This is a genomic window from Paenibacillus sp. NPDC057886 (assembly GCF_042796655.1).
Lineage (GTDB): Bacteria > Bacillota > Bacilli > Paenibacillales > Paenibacillaceae > Paenibacillus.
Genome location: NZ_JBHVMZ010000002.1, coordinates 445,389 through 458,525, shown reverse-complemented (window position 1 = coordinate 458,525; position 13,137 = coordinate 445,389). Strand labels below are relative to the sequence as shown.

Here is a 13,137-nt window from a genome sequence, read left to right as displayed (position 1 = left end):
ATAGAAATGAGGGGTGCAGAACATGCGTAAAGTAGGACTCGTAATGCGTAAAATTCAATTCACGGAGGCGCAGGGCCCGCGCGTATTTGCGGATCGACTGAAGCAGATCGGGCTGGAGCTGGGTGTAGAGATTGTGTTCATCTCGCCGGAGCGCCATGTCAGCGGGTATGACTGGTTGCCGGGTTATGAGCATGAGAAAGGCGACCTGGTGAACTATGATATCGTACTGGACCAGATATATAGCCAAAATATAGAGCATGTCATCTACACCGTATCCGGGTTTACGTTTTTGAAGATGTTTTTACCGAAAAGCGTGTTGTTCCCGCACAGCTTTCCCGACCCGGCGCTGACGGGTTATGAGATGATGAAGCCATTTTATACGATGGTGGATAAAGCGATTGTGCAGACGGAGTTCCTAAAAACAGAACTGGGCCGCAATTTCGGCGTACACGACGTGAGCGTCATCCCGATCGGCTTCAACGAAGAGCTGGCGCACCGCCATTACGACCCGAGTCAGGTCGTGCATAATCGTGTACTTTGGATCGGTCGGGATGAGGCGAATCGCCGCCCGGATCTGGTGCTGGAATATGCCCGGCAGAATCCGGACAAGGAAGTGTACATGGTATTCGGTGGTCGTCGCTACGAGGAAAGCATGAAGAAATATAACATTCCGGACAACGTAAAATTGCAATTTGCGCTGACGCAGGATGAAGTATTCACCCTGATGAATTCGTCCAAGGTGTATTGGAGCTGTTCGGCCTTTGATACGTTTGCGATGCCGCTGACCGAAGCCATGGCGATGGGCAAAATGGTGGTGAAGCCGGAGCACGCCTGCTACGGCCATATTCGTTCGACGCATGCCTTTGCAGGCAATGAGGATAACTGGTTTGAACTGGTGAACATGGCGGCGGCCGCGCCGCGCAGTGTGTCGGAAGACAACCGGGAGTATGCGTTCGGTGCTTTTTCACGCACGATTATGAAAGAGGGATATCGAGAGTTTTTCTCTCGCTGGCTGGGGTAACCCATTTAGGTGCGGTATAAACTGTGCCGGGTCCCGGTAAGAGCATCCATCCGATGCATTGAAACGGAGAAAAAAGGCTTCTGATCGGGGTTTTCGGCCCGAATAGAAGCCTTTTTGCGTTGGAATAAATGGATGTCACATTGTGTTCTGAACAGGGGGTATATTATTTTGACCCGAATGAAATGGACATATTTTAGTATTTATCAAAAAAAATAGGGGTGTTATGCTGTGAGCGTAAGGAAGGAGTGATTCCCAAATGAAAGCGCTGTCTGCGAGAGAATATCAGATTTTGCATTTTCTATTGGAGCGTAGGGATTTCGTTCCGGTCAAAGAAATAGCCAGTCACATGAACTGGTCCGAAAAAACCATTTACAGGGAACTAAACGCCTTGGAGAACAATTTGGATATTCGCGGGATTCGCCTTGAACGGAAGCCGGGAACAGGTATTGCACTGGCTTTAACCCAGGAACAGACGATGGAACTGAGGAGGACACAATTGATTCCAGGCAAAAAGGTGGTGACGACCTTTTCCGTAGAGGCGAGGAGAATCAAAATATTGACGAATTTATTATATGATTCTCCTGAGGAAACCTCGATTAACAAGCTGTCAGAAGAATACTTTATTGGTAAGGCATCGATTGTGAATGATCTCAAGGCCATTGAAGAAAGGATTGCACCCTTTCATCTGCGACTGGAAAAAAGCCAACTCGGCACCCGTCTGATCGGTTCGGAGATCGATATCCGTAAAGCCATGGCCTCTCTGATTAATGAACTTGTCAATGAAGAGCAGAAGGGAGAACAAGAGCATGAGTCCCGGATTGATGGCAACACACTGGGGGAATTGATAAGACACTTTGGCTCCGGTCCTGTAGAAGGGATTCAACGCATTCTGGAAGAAACCGAGCAGCAATTAGGATATACCATAGGTGATCCATATTACATCAACATGTTGACTCACCTGTTGATTTGTATCCGCAGACTGAAAAGTGGCAAAGTAATTCGCCTGGCTGACGGGATTCCCGATCATCCAGTAACTGAACCAAATGTGCATTCCATCGCAAAAGCCATGGCTGAAAGGATTAGGGAACAATGCGGATTGGATCTGCCAAGGGAAGAGATCTATTTCATCTATCAATATCTGATTTCGTCAGGAATGAGTATCCCCTCCCTTAACCTTGAGTTGTCAGGTCTGATGGACAAAGCTTGTCCGGAGTCCAAGGCGATGGTCAAAGAATTGATTCAGACAGTCTCCGGTATGATTCGTCGGGATCTCACAACAGACGAGGAGTTGTATAAAGGTCTGATTATTCATTTCAAACCGATGCTGAACCGTCTAAAATACAACATTTCCATTAATAATCCTCTACTGGAGGATATACGCAAGGCGTATGCTGAGATCTTCTCTCTGGTCCGTTTGGGAATGCTGCCAATTGCCCAAGCCTGCGGATTGAATTCGTTTAGTGATGATGAGATAAGTTACCTGGTACTTTATTTTCAGGCATCCATTGAGAAACACAATAAAAAGAAAAGAGTTATTCTGGTCTGCTCTACTGGAATAGGCACCTCTCATTTGCTGAAAAACCGGATTAACCGTTCATTTCCCGAATGGGAAGTTGTTGATGTCATTTCGGCAAGCTGGTTTAAGCGTATAGAGGATTGGACGGAAATTGATCTGATCATATCTACCGTTAAACTGGAGCATCAGGATCTGCCGGTTGTGTATGTGTCGGCGCTCTTAAATGACATGGATGTCAGTTTAATCAAGGCCAAGTTTAACGAGGAGAGGATGAATCAACATCCAAACAAGGTGTTTTCGTTTCCGCTGCTCGGGGCGTACTTCCACCCATCTTATTTGCAGATTGAAGCAAAAACGAAGGAACAGTCCGCAGGAGGGACAGCGTCCCGTCTGAAGCTGTTTGCATCTGTACTCAAAAACGCAGGCGCTGACATTGAGAACCGAACGTTTGCCGAGGCCAAGCTGAATAAACGTTTGTCCGTTTTCCTGATCCGCAGTGATGTGAACGTCAATCCGATCGTCGGTTTTAATATTATTCAAGGCGAATCGGAAAATAGCAAACTGGAAATTGTAATCGCTTTCTTTGACGATGGACCAATAACTGAATTACTGATAGAAATACAGAGCCTGTTGATGTGCAGACATATGTATGAACAGATCATGAGGGTGACTACACCTTTGGAGCTAGTCGAGATATTACAGTCCAAGCATGACCAGGAGGAGGACCATTATGGATATAACCAAGATTATCAACGAACGGTTGATTAAGCTGGATCTAAAAGCACGAACCAAGGATGAAGCCATCGAGGAACTGGCAGAATTACTGGAAAAGGATGGCGCCCTTTCCTCCAAGGAAGAGTTTATCAAGGACGTTTATTTAAGAGAGGAAGAAGGTCAGACCGGCCTGGAGAATCATGTTGCGATTCCTCACGGCAAATCGGCGGCTGTCCTCAAAACCTCCCTAACCATCGGGCGGACAGAGCATCCGCTTGAATGGGAGACGCTGGACGGCAAACCTGTCCATGTCGTTATTTTGTTTGCAGTACGGCTTGTGGACCGGAATACTACCCACATGAAGCTGTTGGTCCAGGTGGCTGGTATGCTTGCCGATGAAGAGGTGTTGGAACGTTTGCTGCATGAGCCTGATCCGGCGCAGATTATGGATCTGTTTGCCCGCAGGGAGAGCGTATCGTAGATTAAGGGAATTTATGGATTTTAATAAAATGGAGCACACCTACATCATTTGGAGGGATACTGATGAACATTGTAGCCGTAGCGGCATGCACTGCTGGTATTGCCCACACGTATATTGCCAAGGAAAAATTGATCAAGGGTGCGATAGCCCGCGGGCATGAGATTAAAGTGGAGACCCAAGGCACCATAGGAACAGAAAACGAGCTTTCCAGGGAAGAGATCAGAGCTGCTGATATTGTCATTGTAGCCGCAGATATCAAGATCGGTGGAGAAGAACGATTCAAAGGCAAACGGATCATCCGAGTGAAAACCGAAACGGTCATTAAAGCCCCGATTAAATTCATTGAAAAGGTGGAGCAGTCTTTAGGGATTTCCTCATAAAAAGGGAGGCGAGACGATGAGCGCAAAATCCAATCACGCAGGTTCAGTAATCAAAGGCCATCTGTTAACGGGAATTTCCTATATGATTCCTTTGATCGTTGCTTCAGGGCTGTGTATCGCGCTGGGTCAAATTTTGGGAGGAGCGGATGTGGGCAAGGCGGAAGGCACCATTCCGTATATGATTAACCAGATCGGCGGTTGGGGAATGGGGCTGGTTGTACCTTTAATTTGCGCAGCGATTGCTTATTCGATCTCCGACCGACCAGGCATTGCTCCAGGATTAATTGTTGGTTTTATATGCAGTCAGATTCAGGCTGGGTTCATTGGTGGTATGTTGGGAGGATTCCTGGTGGGTTACGTCGTTCTCGGCATCCGAAAATATGTGAAGCTGCCGAAGTCGATGCAGGGATTAATGCCCGTCCTCGTTATTCCGTTTCTGGCCACACTGATTTCCGGTTTATGTATCTTCCTTGTGATTGGTCAGCCAATTGTCTGGCTGCAGGACAGCCTCACCCATGTGCTTGAATCGATGCAGGGTGGTTCCAAATTTGCACTCGGGGCCATTCTGGGCATGATGGCTACCTTTGACTTCGGAGGACCTGTTAATAAAACGATGTCGCTGTTTGCCGATGGAATGCTGGTCCAAGGGATCTATGGGCCTGAGGCTGTCAAGTTTGTCGGCTCCATTATTCCACCACTGGGGATTACCCTGTCGTATTTCCTGACGAGAAACAAATACACAGCAGCGGAAAAGGAATCATTGAAGGCCGCATTTCCAATGGGGATCTGCATGGTTACGGAGGGAGTGATTCCGATTGCGGCAAGGGATCTGATCCGGGTGGTGACTTCCTGTGTCATCGGCTCAGCGGTAGCTGGTGGACTGATTATGATCTGGGGCGTTGAGGCTCCGGTGCCGCACGGAGGATTATTCGTTGTACCCCTCTTCACACATCCATGGCTGTTTATGATATCTCTCCTCATTGGAACGGGGATATGTGGAATAACCTTATCTCTTTTAAAGAAACCAGTAACGGCCGTGGATGAAGAATTCGACGATACCGAAGACGAAAGCGTAAGCTTCGATGACATTGTGTTCAAAGTTGAGTAAGGCCCATTTAAGATGATAACGTTTCACTACTAAATCGGATACAATCCAAGGGAGATGTGAACTTATGTTGATTACGATGAAGGAATTGCTTAAGGTAGCCAAAGAACACAAATTCGCGGTAGGAGCGTTTAACGTGGCGGACAGCACATTTTTAAGAGCGGTTATTGAGGAGGCGGAACATTCCAGTTCACCGGCTATAATCGCCATCCATCCCACGGAACTTGAATTTTTGACTGATGAATTTTTCGCATACGCCAAACAACGTGCATATGCCAGCCATGTTCCACTGGTTATCCATCTCGATCATGGCGGGTCCATTGCGGATATCATCCGGGCGATCAAGTGTGGATTTACTTCCGTCATGATTGATGGTTCTCTGCTCCCTTACGAAGACAATGTGGCTATTACAAAACAAGCGGTGGAGATTGCACACGCTGCTGGCGTATCTGTTGAAGGGGAGTTGGGGACGATTGGGCAGACGGGTAACTCTATCGAAGGCGGCGTATCTGTGGTGACTTACACGGATCCGGCTCAGGCGGAGGATTTTGTGGCACGTACGGGTATCGACACGTTAGCGGTGGCTATCGGTACAGCCCATGGCATATATCCCAAACATATTAAACCGGAGCTGCAAATGGATATCCTAAGAGAAATCAACCAATTGGTAGACATCCCTCTTGTTCTTCATGGGGGCTCCGCAAACCCCGATCAGGAGGTCTCCGACTCTGTTCAGTTAGGCATTTGTAAAATTAATATTTCCAGCGATATGAAGTACTCATACTTCAAAAAAGCTCGTGAAATTTTAAGCACAACAGAGTTATGGGACCCTAACGCAATCTATCCGGAATGCATTGCTGAGGCCCAAAGCGTCATTCGCCATAAAATGAATCTGTTCAATTCAGTTGGCAAAGCGGATTTATACAAGGGACTGCGTTATGAACAACGCCAGGCTGAAAGCGTGAGCCTTTACTAAGCCTGCTGGCGGGTGCAAGGTACCATAAGAAATGTGCCAATTTCATATCTTGAAACCTCCTTGAAGCCCTCTTTCACGAATTCGATTTATCGTGAAAGAGGGCTTAATAATGTGATAAACTCTACACGTATTCAGAATATTAGCGTCAGTGGTGATTTGTAAGAAATGAGCGGAGGAGAAGGGGGCGTAATAGGTGGCAGGTCTTGTTCTATTGGTACTCCTTGTTTGGGTCGCATTGCTGTTAATCGGATGGCTCATCTATCGATTGCAAGGTCGGCGGATGACATGGGCCCAATATATTCTGCCTTGTGTGGCGGTGTTGGGCGGAGCCATTATTATCATGATTAGTGTAGATATTGGCGGATGGAACGGGATCGGCTATGCCCTGATGGGGGTATCGATTGCAACTTCCGGCTTGCTCACCCTGATCACGGTCGTTATTGTGGATGTGGTTATACGGCGGCGCAGAAGGAACTAGTCGGGACGAGTCGCCTTACAAAGGGTAAATTGGGCGATCGGATAGTTGCAGGAATGCATTCTTCTGTGATATATTGGCACTAATTATGAAAAGGGAGGTGAAGACAGGTGAATCACGAGATGCTTAACAACCGTATTAGCCAGCTGCCGATTGCTATGGCTGGCATTGTTCATACTTTTCCAACCAATGGGAGAAGTCTGTCCAATTTTGAATATACGGAAATTAACATTTGCGAGAAGATGCCTGCCTTGACCTCATTCGGACGATAAGCATAACTGCTTGAATTCTGAAGGGCCGCGGAGCTAACCTCCTGCGGCTCTTTTTGTGTTGCGGTCAGGATCTTCCAATCCATAGGAGGAACCTTATTATGATGATGATTAGCGCACAAGAACTGACTCAATACCACGGAGCACATCTGGTGCTGGACGGCATTACGTTTGAAATTATGGAAGGCGACAAGGTCGCCCTGATCGGCCGCAACGGAAGCGGTAAAACGACATTGATGCGTCTGATGGCACGGCTGAACCAGCCGGATGAAGGACAATTGATGATTAAGAAGGATACACGTATCGGTTACGTCGCTCAGGTGCCGGAAGGAATGGATGATTACACGGTGCTGGATGTGCTGAGTCTTGGATTCAGGGAGCTTATGGCGTGCCGGAGTCAAATGAAGGAAATGGAGCAGCAGATGTCCGATCCGGACTGTGCGGCCGATCCGAATCAATTGGAACGCCTGTTGAAGAGGTACGCGGCATTGCAGGACCAGTTCGAGCGCGAAGGCGGATATGAAATGGATGCCCGGATTGATCAGGTGGCGGACGGTTTGGATATTGCGAAGGAGCATTACGGATGGCGGTTTGGCTCATTGTCTGGTGGTGAACAGACTCGGGTTGTACTGGCTTCACAACTGATTGTAAGGCCTGATCTGTTGCTGCTGGATGAGCCGACCAACCATCTTGATCTGGAGCGGGTGGAATGGCTGGAGGGATTTTTGTGCGAGTACACAGGTACGATTATCCTGATCTCACATGATCGTTACTTTTTGGACCGCGTAGCATCCCGAACGTTAGAGCTGGAAGATGGAGAAGCGGAAACGTCTGCTGGCGGTTATACGGAATACATGAAAGTGAAGGAACAACGACTGTTGCAGCAATTCGAGGAGTTCAAGGAGCAGCAGAAGGTGATCAAAAAAATGAAAGAAACGATCCGCCAATTAGAAGAATGGGGCCGAGTTGGGGGCAATGAAAAGTTCTTTCGGCGCGCTGCCTCAATGCGTAAAGCAATCGAACGAATGGAACAGGTGAAACGCCCGGTACTGGAGCGGCGTAATGCCGACTTTGATGTACGTCCTACAGACCGTACGGGAAAACGGGTGGCTGTTATGGAACAGGTCGAAAAGGCTTATGGAGAACGCCAAATTCTGCGTGGTGTTTCGGGATTACTCGAATATGGCGATAAAATTGCCCTTATTGGACGCAATGGTTCAGGCAAAACAACGTTGTTCAAGCTGTTGCTGGGAGAGGAACAACCGAGTGCAGGCAACCTGGAGTGGGGTGCACGTGTGGATGTTGGCTATCTGGCTCAGCAGGAGGAACCTTCGAATCCGAAACTGAATGTGCTGGAGTATTTCCGACTGGAAGCGGGCGTGGAAGAAGGAGAAGCACGTGGGATTCTGGCCCGATATCTATTCTATGGAGCAGATGTATTTCGCTCGGTAGGACAGTTGTCTGGCGGGGAATGGACACGGCTAAGGCTGGCTCTGCTGGTTCAGCGCAAGCCGAATGTGCTTCTGCTGGATGAACCGACCAACCATCTGGATATCGCTTCAAGGGAAGCACTCGAAGAGTCGTTGGTTGATTTTGAAGGAACGGTGCTTGCCATCTCGCATGACCGTTACTTCGTCAATCGACTCGCTTCCCGCGTGTGGGAACTGGAGAACGGGCGGATGACCGCGTATCTGGGAGACTATGAAGCCTATCGCGAGAAGAAGCTTGATCTGCAAGCCCGTGCAGCGGTGGCAAATCAGGCGACAGCAGGAGCGAAGGCGTCACCCCGGGGTACTGCCGCTGGGGCAGAAGCAGGAGTTTCTTCCCGCGGGACTTCGGCTGCTGCGGGATCAGGCAAGCTGAACAATTCACCCTTCTTCCAGGCTGGGAAAACTGGAATGAGCCGTGATAGCGAGCGTACTGCGGAGAAGCTGGAGCAGGTTATGGCATACCTGGAGACCCGGCTCCGGGAACTGGATCAACAACTCGAAACGGTGGCGAATGATCCGCTTGCTTTGGAACAGATGTGGAATGAGCGAGAGCAAATATCAGGAGAATACAATGAACTGCTCACCAAGTGGGCCGAATTATAAGCCATATGTGTAAGCTGGAAGGTCATTGGCAACAGAAACAGCAACAGCAATAGGAGCTAGCAACAGCTTGAGCAAGGAGGCTGTCTCATAAGTCATGCATTGGCTTTGGGACAGTTTTTTGCGCTTCAGGGACGACTCCCAATGATTCGACGGATTCAAGTATCCGACATCCTAACGAATGGAGGAGACCCTATTGGCTTCAAAATCCACACACCGAATATCTAACGAACCACAGAGATGTTATTCCCTCATGTAGTGGATGTTATCGTTGTTTGAGGCTGTTTTTTTCCGAAATAGCATCTATCAGGTTCGCTAAAATCTGTATTTCACATGTAATCACCATATAAGGCTTGTGCGATTCGTTAACGCTTGAACCCCATGCTTGGGGAACGAGATCGGTAACCTGTTCTTTTTTACATGTCATCGGGAATAGTGTAACTTTTTTCCTTCGCGTGCGTTAAATACGTTTGTGTGTAATGAAACGGCTCCTCTTAGAGCTCACAGAAAGGCAGGTTATCGTTATTTATTATTCATTGACTTATCGGAACTGGTCGGATGACCGGCAGGTGGAGACGGGGGTATTGGAGCAGGTTTCGGTCACTCGCGATGAACTGTTCATGCGTAAGCTGGTCGATGCTACCCTGATGAAAAATAAGCTCTGGGCGCATCTGTCCAATGAATGTGAGGATCGTCGGGAGCATGCAGTCTACGTGACCGAGTATCACAATCAAAAACCTGTGGAATACGGCACAGCGATTGCGGACGCTGCACTGGCGATGTGCAAAATGTCCTCCATGTACAGCGCGGAATATATGCTGTGGAATGGGAGTGCATTTCAGGAATTGGACTTGGCAGAGTCCTCCTCGTACACGATGGAGCTTGCCGAGCAACTGCTGGACCATTACATGGTCCGGGGCGGTACGACCTATGAATTTGTATATTCCGTGCTGGATGCGGATCGCAAGAAAGTGTTGTTTTTTGCGAAGGAGGTGGATCTGTAATGGGCGAAAATCCTAAACCCAAACCCGGATCACGTGCCAAGCTGGTTGCCTTCTCGCTAATACTTGCGGTTCCAGCCGTATTATCCGGTTGCAGCAGTAACAGCGACGAGTGTGACCCGGAATACGATACCGGATGTGAATATGACTCCAGCAGTGGGCACTATTACTACGGTGGCGGATCGTCCTATCGGAGCAACAAAGACAGCAGCTCCTATAGCAAATCCAGTTCGAAATCGAGCGGCTTTGGCAGCTTCTTCCGCAGTTCGGGAGGTTAGAACCTGATGAGGCATGTATACCAGCTGCCATTCAGCCATGAAGAAGTATTTAGGGGCGAAGCAGGGCAGCAAGTTCCCTATCACCGAATGTATGGCAAGCAATATTGTGTACCTGCATTGACGGTCTATTCCCTTGCGGAGATGCAGGAACTGTGTACAGCAGTCGAGGCTGTAGACGGGATTTTTTGCAAGGTGATGCGTTTTATCCAGCGATATATGCCCGATTCTTTTCTGGAGCAGCAGTTGGGCATTCATCCCGGCCTTATTCCGGCAGCGCGTATGGAGATGGTGACAGGCGGGATCACTCGGCAGGACTGGATTATTGGGGAAGCGGGACCTAAATGTATTGAAAATAACACCGATACCCCAACCGGCATACCTGAAGCAGCTGCTTTGGAAGGTATTTTGGTGGGGATGGCTGAAAAAACATCGTTCCATGCTCCATCCAAAGAAATGGATGATCGCATCCGGGTATGCTTTCGCAGCTGGCTGGGCGCTTATGCGCGGCAGGGGTTGCAGGGCCCGGTGACCTTTACTTCATTTGGGGAGCATGTGGAGGATCGGACCAATACGGAGTATCTGATGAAGCTGTGTCAGGAGGCGGGTTATGAAACGTTCTATGCTCCACTGGAGGAGTTGGAGATTATTCCGGGAGAGGCGCTCTACCATCAAGGACGCGAGATCAACCTGCTGTACCGCCTCTATCCCCTGGAATATCTAATCGATGATCGAGATGAAACGACCGGGGTGGACATCGGCGCAGCTCTGCTTGAGTTGGTGCAGGATGGGCGCTTGGGCCTGATGAATCCTGCACAGCATGTGCTGATGCAGAGCAAGGGCTTCATGGCGGCGATCTGGTCACTCTATGAACGCAACGAACAAACCCCGGAATATTGTGGATTTCGGCTGTTTAACGATGCGGAGTTAGCTTCCATTTCACGGTATCTGCTACCTACCTATTTCGAAGCCGGACCTTTTGAATGGAGCGCAATGCCTTATGTGGCCAAAAGCTATTGGGGGCGCGAAGGTCGAGGCACCTCGCTGCTGGGTGAGGGATCGGATCATCATGCGGGCCAAACGGCTGCATCTCATCAGCTGTACGCCCACAAGAATCCCAACACAATAGACGAACTGCAAGAAGATGAGGAAATCGCAGCCTACTATAATAATCAGCCTAAAATTTATCAGCAGCTGGTTCCGATGGAACAGGCCGTGATTCAGACAGAGGATGGCGAATACAGCGGTTATTTGCTTACAGGGGTGTTTGTCATCGGTGGACGTTTTGCCGGTGTGTTGCCCCGGATCGGAGAGAAGGTAACCGGAGATATGGCCTATTATTGTGCGGCTGTGATCAATGAACGGATGGATGACGAGGAGGATAAGGAATGGACAATTTGGGATTGAACCTGCTGAATGTAGCGGTAGGTGTAGGCATTTTGCTGGTTGTATTGGTATGTGGGTACTTCGCTTTTAGCCAATTGACCCGGTATAACGATAGCGAGGAAATTGCGAAAGGCAACGAGGCGGCAGGCATGTATATGGGCAGCAAATTGCTGGGCCTATGTATCATTGTGGGTATGGTATCCTTCTCCACACATTCTTGGCTGGATATGCTGCTCTGGTCGGCGCTTGGAATCATTATTTTGTGTCTGGTCTATATTATATTTGACTTCCTGATTCCCAAGATGCGGGTATGTGACGAAATCGCACGAGGCAATATGGCAGTAGCACAGCTGCTGCGTTCGATTATCATCGGCGTTTCCATCGTCATCGGTACGTTTTTGATGTAAAATAAACCCTAGCGATAAACGATAATTTAGATTGAATATTTAACGAAGAAGGAGCGCGGCATCATGAGAAAAGTCATCATCGATACAGATACAGCAGGAGACGACACGATTGCGATCCTGACGGCACTGCACCATTTCCAGGTGGAGGGCATTACGATTACAGGCGGGAACGTACAGTTTGATCAAGAGGTTGAAAATGCCCTGTACACGGTACAGGTTGCAGGACATGGCGGCAAGGTGCCTGTGTACAAAGGGTGCGAACGCCCATTGATGGCCTATGGTGAGGCCCAACACCGCACGGTGGAAGACGTACATGGCGATGACGGCATGGGCGGGGCCCATTTCCCGAAGGCGGACCAGCGTCCAGAGGCAGGGCATGCAGTTGATTTTATCATTGAAAAGGTACACGCACAGCCGGGCGAGATCTCGCTTCTGGCCATTGCACCCCTGACCAACATTGCGATGGCCATTCAGAAGGACCCAACCATTATTCCGGAGATTGCTCACCTCTACATCATGGGCGGAACGAATAATGCACTGGGCAATATTACGCCAGCCGCGGAGTATAACTTCTATGTGGACCCGGAAGCAGCCAAAATTGTATTGCACGCGGGCATTCCGATCACCATGGTTGGCTGGGAGATGTGTACCCAATATTCCGTTATGGATGATGATGATCATGCTGAGATTGCAGCACTGGGTACATCTGGTGCGGATTTCTTCACCGCCATCAACAAAGTGGTTATGCAGTTCAACAAATCGGTACATAAACTGAATGGCACCACTCACCCGGATACGTTGCTGATGGCTGTTGCCGCAGATAAGTCGCTCATGACCAAATCCGGTCAGTATTATGTGGATGTAGAAGCAGCAGGAGAGTTAACACGCGGATATAGCGTTGTGGATATTAACGGGCGTTTCGGCAAAGAGCCGAATGTACGTGTCTGCGAGGCCATTGACCGTCCGAAATTCAAATCCATGCTGCTGGATGTGCTCTCCGCTATTCAATAAGTTCAAGCTGGCTGATACGTGTAGTCCCCC

At 48.9% G+C, this 13,137-nt stretch carries 15 protein-coding genes; 14 read left to right on the top strand and 1 reads right to left on the bottom strand.

All coding sequences use genetic code 11. The features are described from left to right. Window positions 1–22: 22 nt before the first annotated feature. The 9 genes from ACFVQB_RS09125 to abc-f all read left to right on the top strand — a co-directional run bounded on the left by ACFVQB_RS09125 (window position 23) and on the right by abc-f (window position 9,030). Window positions 23–1,021 carry a glycosyltransferase gene (locus tag ACFVQB_RS09125; RefSeq protein ID WP_379437314.1) on the top strand — a complete coding sequence of 333 codons (999 nt, stop codon included), beginning with the start codon at window positions 23–25 and terminating at the stop codon, window positions 1,019–1,021. 256 nt (window positions 1,022–1,277) lie between these two features. Next, the gene (locus ACFVQB_RS09120; RefSeq protein WP_379437311.1) at window positions 1,278–3,305 is read left to right on the top strand and encodes a BglG family transcription antiterminator; all 2,028 of its coding nucleotides are present in this window, start codon (window positions 1,278–1,280) and stop codon (window positions 3,303–3,305) included. Beyond that, on the top strand, window positions 3,268–3,732 hold the full coding sequence (locus ACFVQB_RS09115) for a PTS sugar transporter subunit IIA (RefSeq protein WP_379437309.1): 465 nt from the start codon (window positions 3,268–3,270) through the stop codon (window positions 3,730–3,732). The genes ACFVQB_RS09120 and ACFVQB_RS09115 overlap by 38 nt, the downstream gene beginning before the upstream one ends. Before the next feature lie 62 nt (window positions 3,733–3,794). After that, window positions 3,795–4,112, top strand: a complete 318-nt coding sequence (locus ACFVQB_RS09110; RefSeq protein WP_379437307.1) for a PTS fructose transporter subunit IIB — start codon at window positions 3,795–3,797, stop codon at window positions 4,110–4,112. Between the two features lie 16 nt (window positions 4,113–4,128). Next, the gene (locus ACFVQB_RS09105; protein ID WP_379437304.1) at window positions 4,129–5,220 is read left to right on the top strand and encodes a PTS fructose transporter subunit IIC; all 1,092 of its coding nucleotides are present in this window, start codon (window positions 4,129–4,131) and stop codon (window positions 5,218–5,220) included. 64 nt (window positions 5,221–5,284) lie between these two features. Further along, on the top strand, window positions 5,285–6,193 hold the full coding sequence (locus ACFVQB_RS09100; RefSeq protein ID WP_379437301.1) for a ketose-bisphosphate aldolase: 909 nt from the start codon (window positions 5,285–5,287) through the stop codon (window positions 6,191–6,193). A 193-nt stretch (window positions 6,194–6,386) separates the two neighbouring features. Then, complete coding sequence (locus ACFVQB_RS09095; protein ID WP_379437298.1) at window positions 6,387–6,671, top strand: hypothetical protein; 285 nt, start codon at window positions 6,387–6,389, stop codon at window positions 6,669–6,671. Between the two features lie 107 nt (window positions 6,672–6,778). Then, window positions 6,779–6,940 carry a hypothetical protein gene (locus tag ACFVQB_RS09090; RefSeq protein ID WP_379437295.1) on the top strand — a complete coding sequence of 54 codons (162 nt, stop codon included), beginning with the start codon at window positions 6,779–6,781 and terminating at the stop codon, window positions 6,938–6,940. A 98-nt stretch (window positions 6,941–7,038) separates the two neighbouring features. Beyond that, window positions 7,039–9,030 (top strand): ribosomal protection-like ABC-F family protein, encoded by a 1,992-nt coding sequence (abc-f, locus tag ACFVQB_RS09085; RefSeq protein ID WP_379437263.1) that lies wholly within the window; start codon window positions 7,039–7,041, stop codon window positions 9,028–9,030. Here the strand turns inward: abc-f and ACFVQB_RS09080 are convergent. After that, a complete protein-coding gene (locus ACFVQB_RS09080) occupies window positions 9,025–9,189 on the bottom strand; it encodes a hypothetical protein (protein ID WP_379437260.1) in 165 nt (54 codons plus the stop codon). The genes abc-f and ACFVQB_RS09080 overlap by 6 nt on opposite strands. Window positions 9,190–9,611: 422 nt before the next feature. On the opposite strand from ACFVQB_RS09080, the gene ACFVQB_RS09075 reads away from it, so the two are divergent. The 5 genes from ACFVQB_RS09075 to ACFVQB_RS09055 all read left to right on the top strand — a co-directional run bounded on the left by ACFVQB_RS09075 (window position 9,612) and on the right by ACFVQB_RS09055 (window position 13,107). Then, complete coding sequence (locus tag ACFVQB_RS09075; RefSeq protein WP_379437257.1) at window positions 9,612–10,031, top strand: hypothetical protein; 420 nt, start codon at window positions 9,612–9,614, stop codon at window positions 10,029–10,031. Beyond that, window positions 10,031–10,306: a hypothetical protein gene (locus ACFVQB_RS09070; RefSeq protein WP_379437254.1), complete on the top strand. Its 276-nt coding sequence runs from the start codon at window positions 10,031–10,033 to the stop codon at window positions 10,304–10,306. The genes ACFVQB_RS09075 and ACFVQB_RS09070 overlap by 1 nt, the downstream gene beginning before the upstream one ends. 6 nt (window positions 10,307–10,312) lie before the next feature. Then, window positions 10,313–11,710: a glutathionylspermidine synthase family protein gene (locus ACFVQB_RS09065; RefSeq protein ID WP_379437251.1), complete on the top strand. Its 1,398-nt coding sequence runs from the start codon at window positions 10,313–10,315 to the stop codon at window positions 11,708–11,710. Then, on the top strand, window positions 11,692–12,096 hold the full coding sequence (locus ACFVQB_RS09060; protein ID WP_063567587.1) for a DUF350 domain-containing protein: 405 nt from the start codon (window positions 11,692–11,694) through the stop codon (window positions 12,094–12,096). Before ACFVQB_RS09065 ends, ACFVQB_RS09060 begins: the two co-directional genes overlap by 19 nt. Window positions 12,097–12,159: 63 nt before the next feature. Then, window positions 12,160–13,107, top strand: coding sequence for a nucleoside hydrolase (locus tag ACFVQB_RS09055; RefSeq protein WP_379437248.1), 948 nt, complete (start codon window positions 12,160–12,162; stop codon window positions 13,105–13,107). The last annotated feature ends 30 nt before the right edge of the window (window positions 13,108–13,137 follow it).